At 64.7% G+C, this 12,815-nt stretch carries 14 protein-coding genes and 3 tRNA genes; 10 read left to right on the forward strand and 7 right to left on the reverse strand.

From position 1 onward, the window contains the following. Positions 1-121: 121 nt before the first annotated feature. The gene (coq7, locus tag ACVOLI_RS10980) at positions 122-766 is read right to left on the reverse strand and encodes a 2-polyprenyl-3-methyl-6-methoxy-1,4-benzoquinone monooxygenase (protein ID WP_481614446.1); all 645 of its coding nucleotides are present in this window, start codon (positions 764-766) and stop codon (positions 122-124) included. 206 nt (positions 767-972) lie between these two features. On the opposite strand from coq7, the gene rplM reads away from it, so the two are divergent. Further along, positions 973-1,401 (forward strand): 50S ribosomal protein L13, encoded by a 429-nt coding sequence (rplM, locus tag ACVOLI_RS10985; protein WP_282273385.1) that lies wholly within the window; start codon positions 973-975, stop codon positions 1,399-1,401. Between the two features lie 2 nt (positions 1,402-1,403). Continuing rightward, entirely contained in the window at positions 1,404-1,796 is a 393-nt protein-coding gene (gene rpsI, locus ACVOLI_RS10990; RefSeq protein WP_057626426.1) for a 30S ribosomal protein S9, read from the forward strand. Between the two features lie 391 nt (positions 1,797-2,187). Here rpsI and ACVOLI_RS10995 read toward each other — a convergent pair. The 3 genes from ACVOLI_RS10995 to ACVOLI_RS11005 all read right to left on the reverse strand — a co-directional run bounded on the left by ACVOLI_RS10995 (position 2,188) and on the right by ACVOLI_RS11005 (position 2,543). Beyond that, a tRNA-Gln gene (locus ACVOLI_RS10995) sits at positions 2,188-2,262 on the reverse strand. A gap of 103 nt (positions 2,263-2,365) precedes the next feature. Continuing rightward, positions 2,366-2,440, reverse strand: a tRNA-Gln gene (locus tag ACVOLI_RS11000). 26 nt (positions 2,441-2,466) lie between these two features. Beyond that, positions 2,467-2,543, reverse strand: a tRNA-Met gene (locus ACVOLI_RS11005). Between the two features lie 118 nt (positions 2,544-2,661). Between ACVOLI_RS11005 and ACVOLI_RS11010 the strand changes: the two genes are divergently transcribed. The 3 genes from ACVOLI_RS11010 (at position 2,662) to bfr (ending at position 4,138) form a co-directional block, all read left to right on the forward strand. Next, complete coding sequence (locus tag ACVOLI_RS11010) at positions 2,662-3,273, forward strand: RNA pyrophosphohydrolase (RefSeq protein WP_282270667.1); 612 nt, start codon at positions 2,662-2,664, stop codon at positions 3,271-3,273. Between the two features lie 80 nt (positions 3,274-3,353). Next, positions 3,354-3,554, forward strand: a complete 201-nt coding sequence (locus ACVOLI_RS11015) for a (2Fe-2S)-binding protein (protein WP_481614447.1) — start codon at positions 3,354-3,356, stop codon at positions 3,552-3,554. A 113-nt stretch (positions 3,555-3,667) separates the two neighbouring features. After that, a complete protein-coding gene (gene bfr / locus ACVOLI_RS11020; RefSeq protein WP_282270663.1) occupies positions 3,668-4,138 on the forward strand; it encodes a bacterioferritin in 471 nt (156 codons plus the stop codon). A gap of 16 nt (positions 4,139-4,154) precedes the next feature. Here the strand turns inward: bfr and ACVOLI_RS11025 are convergent, their stop codons facing one another. From ACVOLI_RS11025 to ACVOLI_RS11035, 3 genes are read right to left on the reverse strand one after another with little or no spacing between them, the layout of a single operon-like run. Next, positions 4,155-6,578 carry an ATP-binding protein gene (locus ACVOLI_RS11025; RefSeq protein ID WP_481614448.1) on the reverse strand — a complete coding sequence of 808 codons (2,424 nt, stop codon included), beginning with the start codon at positions 6,576-6,578 and terminating at the stop codon, positions 4,155-4,157. Then, positions 6,575-8,395, reverse strand: coding sequence for an EAL domain-containing protein (locus tag ACVOLI_RS11030; protein ID WP_481614449.1), 1,821 nt, complete (start codon positions 8,393-8,395; stop codon positions 6,575-6,577). Before ACVOLI_RS11030 ends, ACVOLI_RS11025 begins: the two co-directional genes overlap by 4 nt. 17 nt (positions 8,396-8,412) lie before the next feature. Beyond that, on the reverse strand, positions 8,413-9,054 hold the full coding sequence (locus ACVOLI_RS11035) for a DUF4126 domain-containing protein (RefSeq protein WP_282270657.1): 642 nt from the start codon (positions 9,052-9,054) through the stop codon (positions 8,413-8,415). Between the two features lie 168 nt (positions 9,055-9,222). Between ACVOLI_RS11035 and ACVOLI_RS11040 the strand changes: the two genes are divergently transcribed. The 5 genes from ACVOLI_RS11040 to ampE all read left to right on the forward strand — a co-directional run bounded on the left by ACVOLI_RS11040 (position 9,223) and on the right by ampE (position 12,750). Next, positions 9,223-9,963: a DUF6776 family protein gene (locus ACVOLI_RS11040; RefSeq protein ID WP_481614450.1), complete on the forward strand. Its 741-nt coding sequence runs from the start codon at positions 9,223-9,225 to the stop codon at positions 9,961-9,963. 2 nt (positions 9,964-9,965) lie between these two features. Further along, on the forward strand, positions 9,966-10,400 hold the full coding sequence (locus ACVOLI_RS11045) for a bactofilin family protein (protein WP_481614451.1): 435 nt from the start codon (positions 9,966-9,968) through the stop codon (positions 10,398-10,400). Between the two features lie 32 nt (positions 10,401-10,432). Next, a complete protein-coding gene (gene erpA / locus ACVOLI_RS11050; RefSeq protein ID WP_282270651.1) occupies positions 10,433-10,819 on the forward strand; it encodes an iron-sulfur cluster insertion protein ErpA in 387 nt (128 codons plus the stop codon). A gap of 68 nt (positions 10,820-10,887) precedes the next feature. Further along, the gene (nudC, locus tag ACVOLI_RS11055; protein WP_481614452.1) at positions 10,888-11,799 is read left to right on the forward strand and encodes an NAD(+) diphosphatase; all 912 of its coding nucleotides are present in this window, start codon (positions 10,888-10,890) and stop codon (positions 11,797-11,799) included. A 66-nt stretch (positions 11,800-11,865) separates the two neighbouring features. Beyond that, positions 11,866-12,750, forward strand: a complete 885-nt coding sequence (gene ampE / locus ACVOLI_RS11060) for a regulatory signaling modulator protein AmpE (RefSeq protein ID WP_481614453.1) — start codon at positions 11,866-11,868, stop codon at positions 12,748-12,750. Positions 12,751-12,815 lie beyond the last annotated feature (65 nt).

Below are 12,815 nucleotides of genomic sequence, written 5' to 3' on the forward strand. Positions count from 1 at the left end.
GGCTCGGCACTACATGGCTGGGCCTTTGCATAAAGCCCCTGCCGAGCATGGCCCGGCACTACATGGCTGGGCCTTTGCATAACGCCTCTGCCGAGCATGGCTCGGCACTACAGGTGGGGCCTTAAATCCGGTAGGCCACGGTCTTCATCGCCTTGGAGGCCAGTGCCATCACCGACGGGATCGGGAATGGCAGCTTGCGCGCGCCGGCATGTTCGGCGTGCTCGGCGTGGCGCGCTTCATCGAGCTTCATCACCTTGAGGATCTCGCGGCTGCGCTGGTCGGCCGGTGGCAGGGTGTGCAGGTGTTCGTCCAGATGCGCCTCCACCTGGCGCTCGGTCTCCACCACGAAGCCCAGGTTCCAGCCGTCGCCGCGCAGGCCGGCCAGGGTGCCGATGGTGTAGCTGCCTGCATACCAGAGCGGGTTGAACAGGCTGGGGCGGCTGTCCAGCTCGCGCAGGCGGTCCGCGCACCAGCTCAGGTGATCGGTCTCTTCCTGCGCGGCGTCGAGCAGGTGCGCGCGCGTGGCCGGGTCGCGGGCGACTGCTGCCTGGCCGAAATACAGGCCTTGCGCGCAGACCTCGCCGACATGGTTGATGCGCATCAACCCGGCCGCGTGGCGGACTTCAGCTGGCTCCAGTACAACCTCCGGGGTGTCGCCGGCCGGGTTGGGACGGGCGGCCGGCGGGTTGCCGAACACCGTGTCCAGGGCACGTTGGGCTTCGGTCAGCAGGTGGTCCAGTGGCGTTTGTACGCGGGCGGTGATCATGACGGGGCAGTGCAGTGGGGTCTGCCCGATTCTCGCCGCTGGCTGTGAAGCTGCCAAGGCCGGGGCGGGGTGCCCGTTCAGGCGTCGGCTTGCGCCGGAGGTGTGCGGCCAGTACAATCCCGCCTCTTCTGTTTCACCTTCACAACGCGTGGCAAAGTTCCGGTGGTTCATTTCGCCGCAATCAGCCCGACCTACCTGAGTTCTTTATGAGCACTTTCACTGCAAAGAACGAGACCGTCCAGCGCGACTGGTACCTCGTTGACGCCGCCGGCAAGACGCTGGGCCGTCTCTCCACCGAGCTGGCTCGCCGCCTGCGTGGCAAGCACAAGCCGGTTTACACCCCGCATGTTGACACCGGTGATTACCTGGTCGTCATCAATGCCGACAAGATTGCTGTTACCGGCAAGAAGCTGAAGGACAAGAAGTACCATCGCTTCACCGGCTACATCGGTAACCTGAAGACCGAAACCCTGGAGCAGGCGCTGGAGCGTCACCCGGAGCGCGTCATCGAGACCGCCGTCAAGGGCATGCTGCCGAAGGGCCCGCTGGGTCGTCAGATGTACCGCAAGCTCAAGGTCTATGCAGGCACTGAGCATCCGCACGCAGCACAGCAGCCGCAGGTTCTGGATATCTAATCATGGCTATCACTCAAAACTACGGCACTGGCCGCCGCAAGTCCTCCACCGCCCGCGTGTTCCTGCGCAAGGGTACTGGCAACATCACCGTCAATGGCCGTCCGCTGGACGAGTTCTTTGGCCGTGAGACTGCACGCATGATCGTGCGTCAGCCGCTGGAACTGACCCAGAACACCGAAAGCTTTGACATTCTTGTCACTGCTGCCGGCGGCGGCACCACCGGCCAGGCCGGTGCGATCCGTCTGGGCATCGCCCGTGCGCTGGTCGAGTACGACGAAACCCTGAAGTCCGAGCTGCGCAAGGCTGGCTTCATGACCCGTGACGCCCGTGAAGTCGAGCGTAAGAAGGTCGGCCTGCACAAGGCACGTCGCGCAACCCAGTTCTCCAAGCGTTAATCGCTTCGGGGTGGGATTCTCCGGAATCCCACTGGGAAAGCAAAAGCCCGGCTTCGGCCGGGCTTTTGTCGTTTTTGGGGTTGGAGTTGGGAATTGGTGATTCGCCAAAGCTGGGGGCAAGGCCAAGGCCAAGGCCAAAGCCAAAGCCAAAGCCAAAGCACCCCTCCCCAACCCTCCCCTGCGCTAGGCGCAAGGGAGGGGGTGGATGGCTGCATTCGGTGCATATCCGGTGTGGGAAGTGCCGCACTTGCTCCCTCCCTTGCGCACAGCGCAGGGGAGGGTTGGGGAGGGGTGCTTTGGCTCTTGGGCCTTTGCTCTGCTCATCCCGGGCCCGGAGCCCAGAATGCCGGGCACAAAAAAACCAGATCTTTCGATCTGGCCTTTTGATATTTGGCAGCCCCGGAAGGATTCGAACCTCCGAATGTCTGAGTCAGAGTCAGATGCCTTACCGCTTGGCGACGGGGCTATGGTGCGTGGCGATTATCGCACACCCGGCTTGCTTGTTGGTCCTGGCGTGAAGGTCCTGAATAGAAAAAAGGCCTGATCTTGCGATCAGGCCTTTTCATGTTTGGCAGCCCCGGAAGGATTCGAACCTCCGAATGTCTGAGTCAGAGTCAGATGCCTTACCGCTTGGCGACGGGGCTGTAGTGCAGGTCCAACCTGCGTCCCTTGGTGGCTATGGGTGGACTCGAACCACCGACCCCAGCATTATGAGTGCTGTGCTCTAACCGGCTGAGCTACATAGCCTTGGGAGCCGGTAATTCTGGTGGGGCTGTACGGTTTTGTCAACAGGTTTTTCTATGCTTGTGGCATGACAGCAGCCATGGCAGAGTCCCCGACAGTAGAAATTTTAGGAGTCCGCATCGTGATCGATCCGGACGGCTATCGACCGAACGTCGGCATAGTGCTGATGCGGGAAGACGGGCAGGTGTTCTGGGCACGACGCGTGCGCCGGGATGGCTGGCAGTTCCCGCAAGGTGGCATGAATACCGATGAAACCCCGGTCGAGGCCATGTATCGCGAATTGCAGGAAGAAACCGGCCTGCTGCCTGAACACGTCGAAGTCCTGGGGGCGACCCCCGGTTGGCTTCGCTACCGGCTGCCCCCGCGGGCCATCCGCCATACCGAGAAGCAGGTCTGCATCGGCCAGAAGCAGGTCTGGTTCCTGCTGAGGCTGACGGGCGACGAGGCGCATGTGCGGCTGGATGAGACCGATACGCCGGAGTTCGATCACTGGCGTTGGGTCGACTTCTGGTATCCGGTGGAACACGTGGTCATGTTCAAGCGTGGCGTCTACGCGCGCGCGCTGCGTCATCTGGCGCCACTGGCGCGTGGTATCGCAGGCCAGGGCGTGCAGGCGATGCCTGCGTCCGCACAGGAGGCCTGGATGCCGGGTAGCAGCGCTGGCCATGAGCGGCCGCGCAAGCGTCCGCGACGGCCCGGGGTCTGGCGCGGCAAGAAAATTAATAATGATTAACGCCCGAAATTGACAACCATTCGCATTTGCGATTGAATGCTGACACGGCCGCTACGTGCCGGGTTCAGGGGCGTCAAGCCGTGTACGTTTGCATCTGCAATGGAGTTACCGATCACCAGATCCGTGAAGCCGCGCTTGCCGGCTGCGACACGGTGTCTGAGCTGACCATGCGTACCGGTTGTGGCTCCAACTGCGGTTCCTGTCTGGACATGGCTGCCGGCTTGCTGGAGCAAGCACGCGCTACCCGAGAGCTGCCCCTGCCGATGCTGCGGGCGGCCTGAGCAGGCCTTGCTGCCACCGCCAACGGCGGTGGCTAATGATCACGATTCGCGTTCCTTCATTGTCTGCCGGCAACCGGTAAAGTGCGCTCGTTCCCCTAGTCGGAGTCAGCGCCATGAAAGGCGACGCCAAGGTCATCGAATTTCTCAACAAGGTCCTCTACAACGAGCTGACCGCCATCAACCAGTACTTCCTGCACGCCAAGATGCTGAAGAACTGGGGCTTGAACGAGCTGGCCGAACACGAATACAAGGAATCGATCGACGAGATGAAGCACGCCGACGTGCTCTCCGATCGCATTCTGTTCCTCGAAGGTCTGCCCAACTTCCAGGCGCTGGGCAAGCTGCGCATCGGCGAGAACCCCACCGAAATCCTCAAGTGCGATCTGGCACTGGAGAGTGAAGCGGCGGCGGTGCTGCGCGATGCGGTTGCCTATGCCGAATCGATCAGCGATTACGTCAGCCGCGAACTGTTCGTGAAGATCCTCGATTCCGAGGAAGAGCACATCGATTGGCTGGAAACCCAGTTGGACCTGATCGACCGCATCGGCGAGCCGAACTACCTGCTTACCAAGCTGGAAGACTGATCCCGCTGCAGCGGGATCACTCCTGCGCTTGCGTGCGCTGATCGGCCTGGTAACCGGCCAGCGCCATGCGCGCGCGCGAAAACTCGGCCACGATCAGCGCCACCATCACGGTGGGTCGTTCCAGCGTGCCGCTGCGCGCGCCGTGCTCGAGCCGGCGCGCCGCTTCAGACAGCGCCAGTACGCCGACATTGGCGCTGGAAGACTTCAGGCTGTGCGCAAGCTCGCCCAGCCGCTTCAGGTCTGGCATCACCGCGGCTTCCTGCAGATGCCGCACCAGTTGCGGTGTCTCGTCCAGGAACACGTCGATGATGGCGTTGATCTCGTCACCGGCGATCTCGAACAGTTCATCCAGCACGCTGCGCTCCAGTATCGAGGCGGTGATGCCATCGGTGTGCGCGGTGGAGGCGGCGGCCAATGCATTGGCGGAGAGGTCGGTGCTGGGCATGCTGGTAACCGGTTCGGCAGTTGCGCTGGATGCGGGCTTGAAGGCCAGCAGGCAGTTCAGGAGTTGTGTGCGGGAAATGGGTTTGGACAGGTATTCGTCCATGCCGGCGTCCAGGCAGCGCTGGCGGTCGCCAGCCATGGCGTTGGCGGTCATGGCGATGATCGGCAGGCGGTTGCTGGCGCCGCTGCTGGCCTCGTGCTCGCGCCAACGTCCGGTGGCGGCAAAGCCGTCCAATATCGGCATCTGGCAGTCCATCAACACCGCGTCGTAGCGCTTGGCGTGCATCTTGTCGAGGGCGATGGCGCCGTTCTCGGCGGCTTCGGTGCTGGCGCCGAGGACCTTCAGCAGCTTCTGCGCAACCATCAGGTTGACCGAGTTGTCCTCGACCAACAGCACCAGCATGCCGGCCAGGTCGGCACCTGCGTTGGCATTGTTGGTGGCTGCTGCTGGCGCTGTCACCGGCTTGCTTTGCGCGCCTGCCGGGAAGCCTGCAGGTGCGATCGTTGCCGGTGCCGAAGTCGACGCTGTCGCAACAGGCGCCATTGCAGCGGCGCCGGCGTTGCCCGGCAGCAATGCCGGTGGCGGGCTGGGTGCAAGCTGCAATGGTTCGGCCAGGGCGTTGCGCAGCTGGGTATCGGGCAGTTGGCGCGGCAGCAGGGTGGCACCATCGCGCAGTCCTTCAGCGATCGGGGCATCGCCGTACAGCCACAGCAGGCGTGGACGGTTGTCGTCCATGCGTTCGATCGCGCGTTGCAGGGCCGGGGCACTGTTGCGCAGGGGCTCCAGGTCGCCGATCACCGCATGGAAGATGCCGGACACGGTGGGCATGCGCAGGCGTTCCAGTGCTTCCTGCAGGTTGTTGGCGGCAACCGGCTGGTAGCCCCAGTTTGGCAGTATCAGCTGCAGCCGCTGGCGCAGCCGCTGTTCGGGCGTGACCAGCAGTACCTGGCGCACTTTGCGCAGGTGATCGGGCTGGTGCAGGTCGCCGATGACTTTCAACAGCGGGATTTCGAACCAGAACGTGGAGCCGCGCAGGGGCTCGGAGTGCACGCCGATGCTGCCGTGCATCAGGTCGACGATGCGCTTGCAGATGGCCAGGCCGAGCCCGGTGCCGCCGTACAGGCGGGTGGTGGACGCATCGGCCTGGGTAAAGGCGTTGAACAGTCGCTGTTGTTGGCTTGTGTCCAGGCCGATGCCGGTGTCGCGCACTTCAAAACGCAGGCGGTGCTGTGCCGCGGTTTCGCCCAGGCGTTTTACATGGATGCTGATTTCGCCAAGTTCGGTGAACTTGATCGCGTTGACCAGCAGGTTGCCCAATACCTGCCGCAGGCGCACCGGGTCGCCGCGCACCGACAGGCGCACGGCAGGGTCGATATGCAGCGACAGGCGCAGGCCTTTGTGCTCGGCTGCGCGCTGCATCAGCCGCAGCATGCCGTCCAGGGTTTCGCGCAGGTTGAAGGTGGTGATTTCCAGCTCCAGCCGGTTTGCTTCCAGCTTGGAGTAATCGAGGATGTCGTCGACGATGCGGAACAGCTGGCGTGAGCTGTCGGTGGCGGTATCGAGCATGTTGCGCTGGTCCAGGCTCAGCGGGCCCTGTGCCACCAGTTCCAGCATCGGCAGGATGCCGTTCAAGGGCGTGCGGATCTCATGGCTCATCGTGGCCAGGAATTCGCCCTTGGCCAGGGTGGCGGCTTCGGCGGCCTGTTTGGCTTGCAGCAGCGCCTCCTGCAGCGTGCTGTGGTCCCGAGCGGCAACCTGCAGGCGGTTGTTTTCCAGCACCCGCTCTTCGATCTGCAGTTGCAGGGCATGTGCCTGTCGCTGCTGCCTGTTGGCGGCAACGGCCGCCAGCAGCGCGGCGACCACCGCAACGCCAGCGCTGGCGGTGGTGGCGACGGCAGGAATGGCGGGAATGAAGCTGGCCGCGCCCGCAGCAGCGGCGCAGCCGGCTGCCAGCAGTGCCCAGCCGCGCGCAGCACCCGATGCAGTCGCGCTCACAGCACCGCGTTCTGGAAGTCGAAGTTGAGCTCGCTGCCAGCGCGCTGCACCACGTTGCCCTGGATGAAGTCGATGCCGCCCATCCACATCGCGGCAGCGGCCTGGGGATCTTCGATCTGCTGGCCGATGATCTGCAGGTTGGCGCGGTGGGCAAGGTCGATGGTGCTGCGCAGTTCGTCACGCAGCTTCTGGTTGGTGTGGCTTTCGGCGTAGCGTGCGGCCATGCGCACATAACTCAGCGGCAGCTGGGTCAGCAGGGCATTGGCCTCTGCGCCGGGTTCGAACTGGCTCAGGCAGAACTGCACGCCGGCCGGCATCAGCTGCGCGCAGAACTGTTGCAGGCTTACCGCATGCACCAGTGCATCGGACAGGCGCACATCGATGACCAGCCCATTGCCAGCTACCTGGCGTTCCTGCAATGCGCCCAGCAGCCATTCGGCATAGGCGCTGCGCGACAGCGAGCGCAGCGACTGCGAGACGAACAGGCGCATCGGTGGCTGCGCGAACTGGTACAGGTGCAGCAGGCCCAGCGCGTGCTCGACGACCTGCTGGTCAAGGTCGGCGATACGCCCGGCTGCTTCGGCGGCGGGAATCACCTGGCCGGCGGACAGCAGGGTGCCGTTGCTCTGGCGCAGGCGCAGCAGCAGCTGGTACTGCGCGGTATCGCCGCCAGCGACGGCGACAATGGGTTGGTAGGCCAGTTCGATCTGGCCATCGAGCAGGGCCAGGTGTTCGTTGTTGATGGCGACGTCGTTGCTCTCATAGGCAGCAATGCCGGTGCTGCTCAGGCGCGCCTGCAGGGCGGTGCGCTCCACGGCTTCCAGCGCGGCGTCGGCGTCGGCCAGGTCCTGCGACAGGTTGGCGTGGCCGACCACGCAGCGCAGGAACACCGATTCATCCTCGCGTGGTGCAAAGGGCTGTGCCGACAGGCCATCGCGGACCTGCTGCGCCAATGCCGGCACTGCGGCTTCTTCGATGCCGCGGGTCAGCAGCAGGAAGCTGTTGTCGTTGAGCCTGGCCAGCAGGTGCGGGCGCAGGTTTTCGGCCAGGCGTTGCCCGGCCTGCACCATCAATCGCTCATAGCTGGCGTAGCCATAGCGCTCGCGCAGGCCCAGCGCGCTGGCGATCTCGATGAACATCAGGCCGGCTGGTTGCTGCTCGGCGATGGCAGCCTGCAGCTGTTGCATCACGTTGTGGCGGGTCGGCAGGCCGGTCTCGGGGTTGTTCATCAGCGGGCCGGCATCGGCCTTGCCCGGTGCCTGCATGCGGTTGCGGCGGATGCGGTTGGCGACGGCTGCGACCAGGTGGCGCGGCCGGATCGGTTTGACCAGCACATCGTCGGCGCCGCAGTCGAGGACTTCGAACTGGCGGTCGGGATCGGCCTCGCCGGTCAGGAACACGATCGGCAGCAGCTGTTGGTTTGGCTGTTGGCGGATCATCGCGGTCAGCCGCATGCCATCGAGGCCGGGCATGTGCAGATCCATCAGGATCAGGTCCGGGTGGTGTTCACCGATGGCCTGTTGCACGCCTTCGACATCCATCTGCACGAAGGCCTGCATGCCGGCACCATGCAGCACGCTTTGCGCGAACAGTGCCTGCGAGCGGTTGTCCTCGACGATCAATACGCGGTACGGCGTGTCATCGCCGACATCGCTGGCCATGGCAGCCGCAGCTGCGTCGGCGCCGGGTTTGAGCTGCGCCTGCACGGCTTCGGTGGGCGGCGCATTGCGCACGCTCCAGCGCTGCCAGTAATCGGCTGGCGGGGTTTCCGCGCGTAGCGGACGGTTGGCGGTGGTGGGAGTGTCGTTGCTGGCCATCAATGGGGATTATGCGGTCACGGGGCGGGGGGCAGCGAGTGCTTACCCGGCTTGGATGGTGCCGAAGTTGGCGCGTCGGTGCTGGCGAAGATGCGCTTGAGCCCACGCCATAGCATGCGCCAGACCAGCCATACCGTCAGCGCACCGATGATGCTGGCGCTGAGCACGAAGATCAGTGCCAGCCACGGGTGTGCAAGGGCCAGCGCCAAGGCGCCGATCACCACGCTGTCCTCGGCAAACGAAGCCATCCAGTTGCTGGCAGGTTCCGGAGAGGTGTTGAGCAGGGCGCGGGTGCCGGCTTTCAGGCCGTGGCTGGTCAGCGCGATGCCGGCACCGGCAGCCAATACGCCGGTACTCAGTTCGCCATTGGGCGACAGGGTGGCAGCGGCAAGGAAGGCGCCGGCCGGGACCCGCGCCAGGGTCTGCAGCAGATCCCAGATCGAATCCACGCCGGGGATCTTGTCGGCAAAGAACTCGGCCACGGCCAAGGCGCCGGAAGTGCCCAGCACCCACCAGGATTCGGTGGCCTGCAATGCCGGCGGCAGGTCCACCCAGCCCATCAGCCCGGCCATGCCGACGCCGAACACGGTCAGGTAGACGCGTATGCCCGCCAGCCAGGCCAGCAGGATGCCGATGACGAATACGTGGGCTTCTGTCATGGGAAGTGGTTCGGCCGGATACTGTGAGCAGGATCGCAACTATCGAGCATGCCTGCGGTGATTGCCAGCCGCCAGCGCATAAGCGCATGTACATACGTGTCGTTTACACTGGTCCGTCGTTTCAGACCGAGCACGGGTGTCGCCCTTCCGGGAGCACTGGAACCTGCCATGACCAACCGACCTTCCTCACGTTTCCAGATCACCCCCCGTGGTGGCGCGGCCCCGCGTCCAGGCTGGGTGCCGATCGCCGTCCTGGCGGCCGCTTGGCTGCTATCGCTGCTGCTGGTTGGCTGGTTGGCGGCACGCTACGCCTCGCCTGATGCCGGCGGCATGCGCGAAAAGCTGCGCCAGAGCGAGGCCCTGGTAGGCCAGCAGCGCAGCCAGCTGGACGAACTGCGCCAGCGCCAGGCCACGCTGGAGGCCTCTGACAAGATCAGTCGCGCTGCCAACAGCGAAGTGCAGACGTCGCTGGGTGAACGCGACGAAGAGATTGCCGGCCTGCGCGCCGACGTTGCCTTCTACGAACGTCTGGTGGGTTCCACCAGCCAGCGCAAGGGGCTGAATACCCATTCGGTGGAGTTCACCCCGGAAGCGGCCGGCACCTGGCATTACAGCGTGGTGCTGACCCAGAATCTCAATCGCGGTGCGATCAGCCAGGGCCAGATGCGGTTTTCGGTCGAGGGTGTGAAGGACGGAAAGCTGACGACTGTCAGCTGGGATGACCTGCATCAGCGAAAAGGGGCGCCGGGGCAGGATTATTCCTTCCGTTATTTCCAACAACTGGACGGTAGCGTGATGCTGCCCCGGGATTTCACACCGCAACGTGTGCGAGTCTCCCTGTCCGGATCCGGGGGGGGCTCCAACCAGACATTCGATTGGAAACTCGCCGGCAACGGCAGAGGGGAATAAGCATGTTCAAAAGCAAGTCCAAGCACGATACCGACCTGTCGGTAGACGCCCTCATCGGTTCGCAGGTGGAAATCCGCGGCGACGTGGTGTTCAGTGGCAGCCTGTACGTGGAAGGCCGCATCATCGGCAAGGTGATCGCCGAGGAAGGCGCCAAGGCCATGCTGACCCTGGCCGAGCACGGCCGCATCGAGGGTGAAGTGCGCGCCGCCGTGGTGGTGCTCAGCGGCAGCATGGAAGGCGATGTGCATGCCAGCGAGCGCATCGAATTGACCCCTAGCGCCCGTGTCACCGGCAATGTGCATTACACGGTGGTGGAAATGAGCGCCGGTGCCCAGCTCAACGGCCGCCTGCTGCATACCGCCGCGATGGCTGCGTTGCCGGCGCCCGATGCCAAGGGCAATGAGAAATCCAAGAAAGCTGAAGCCGCTGCGGCTTGAAACAGGGGCTTCACGCCCCCATCCTGAGCGCCATGAGCACCCTAGTTTCCCTGCCCGGCGTTCAGCCGGCGCCTGATTACCAGTCCCTGGACCGTCCGCTGAATTTCACCCCGGCGGCAGCTTCCAAGGTGCGTGAGCTGATCCAGGACGAGGGCAACGCTGCACTCGCCCTGCGTGTCTACATCCAGGGCGGTGGCTGCTCCGGCTTCCAGTACGGCTTTGAGTTCGATGAGAACCGTGCCGAGGACGATCTGGCCGTGGTCACCGAGGGCGTCACCCTGCTGGTCGACCCGCTGAGCTTGCAGTACCTGATGGGCGCCGAGGTGGATTACAGCGAAAGCCTGACCGGCGCGCAGTTCGTGATCCGCAACCCCAACGCCCGCACCACCTGCGGCTGCGGTAGCAGCTTCTCGGTTTAAGACAGATCCGGCCGCATTGCGGCTGGCTGCGCTTGCGATGGCGGCGCTTTGTCGTCAGGCTCTGGCGGATGCTGAATTCTGAATCCCGTTTCGCCGGGCACGCCTTTGTCGGCGCGCCCTTGGACCGTGCCGATGCCCTGCGTGGCGACGCCGATGCCTTGGCTGCCCTGTGGCCAACAGCGCAGATCCTGGTGTTGGACACCGATGGCACCGCGTTTGCCGATGATGACCGGCAGCCGGCGCTGTTCAGTGGCAACGATCTGGGCGGAGGCCCGGGCACGGCGATCTTCCTTGGCCTGCGCGAAGGGCGCGCCTGGTTTGTCGCCGAGGCGGCGACGCTGACGGTCAAGGCACCGCAGCGGATGGACCTGCGCCAGGCCGCGGTGACCTGGCGGGCCGAGGTGGCCGATGTGTTCTGCTATGCACGCGGGATGTCGTACTGGCATTCGCGCAATCGATTCTGCGGTGTCTGTGGCTCGCCGGTGCGCTTTGGTCGCTTCGGTTTCATTGGCCATTGCGACCAGTGCCGTACCGAGCACTATCCACGCGTGGACCCGGCGGTGATCGTCGCGGTCGAAAACAATGGCCGCCTGTTGCTGGGCAGGCAAAGCAGCTGGGTCGCGCGCCGCTATTCGGTGCTGGCCGGGTTTGTGGAGCCCGGCGAAACCTTCGAGCAGACCGTGGCCCGGGAAGTCTTCGAGGAAGCGCGGGTGCGGGTGATCCAGGCGCAGTACCAGGGCACCCAGCCGTGGCCGTTCCCGGGTGCGCTGATGGTGGGTTTCCGTGCCAGCGCGCACGACGACGTGCCAACCGTGGACGGTGAACTGGAGGACGCGCGCTGGTTCAGCGTCGAGGAGGTTGGCGCCGCGCTGCAACGTGACAGCAACGACGACGGGCAGGGCATCCTGCTGCCGCCGCGGCTGTCGATCGCACGCACCCTGATCGAGCAGTGGTACCAGAGTCAGTGCCGTGAGGGCTGATGGCCGCGCGGCTTGCCAGCCGTTGCGGCGCTGGCAGGGCCTACAATCAGGGGCCGGAGGGATCGCATGTTCACAACCTTGGTAGCGGTAATCGCAGCGCTGGTGCTTGGCCATCTGGCCCCCTCGCTGCTGGCGACGTTGCGGGATTGGCGCTGGTTCGGGCGTTGCCTGGGCTGGCTGCGTGCACAGCTGGGCGAATCGGCTGCGCATTACAGTGTGTTGCTGCTGGTCGCGCCCTGTGTGTTGCTGGTCGGTCTGCTGCAATGGGCGCTGGCCGGGCGCCTGTTCGGTCTACCTGCGCTGTTGTTTGGCGTTGCGGTGTTGGCGCTGTGCTGGGGCCCGCGCGATCTGGATCGCGATGTCGAGGCGGTGATCGACGCCGAAGACGAGGCCGCGGCTGCGCTGGCGGCATCCCGGCTGCAGGCAGCGGGCGGCAGCATGCGCGAGGACGCGCCGGGTCTGGTCGAGGCGACCGCGATCAATGCGCTGCGGCGCTGGTTTGCACCGCTGTTCTGGTTCCTGTTGCTGGGGCCGCTGGGGGCGGTGTTGTACCGGCTGTTGGCGCAGTCTTCGCAAGGCCTGCAATCACAGCAGCTGTCCACTGAAGAGCGACGCTCCGGTGATGTGTTGCTGGCGGTGCTGGAGTGGCCGGTGGCGCAGCTGATGACGCTGTCGATGGCCTTGGTGGGCAATTTCGATACGGTGTTTTCGGCCTGGCGTCGCGCCGCGGGCAACCGCTGGGCGCTGCAGCTTGGCTTTCTGGCCGAGGCCGCACGCGCCAGCGTTGGCGCCGAGCTGGTCGAAGAGGCGGAAGAAGCGCGGCTGGCCGGGCAGGTGCCGGCAGACGAACGCTACCCGGAACTGCGCGATGCGATGAGCCTGGTCTGGCGCATGTTGCTGCTGTGGATGGCCTTGCTGGCGTTGCTGGTGATTGCCGGCTGGGTAGGTTGAAGCGGGCGACTGGGGGACACCCTGGCCTGGGCAAACGCAGCGCACCGGTGAGGCAAGGATCGGTT

Source organism: Stenotrophomonas sp. STEN029 (assembly GCF_056760015.1).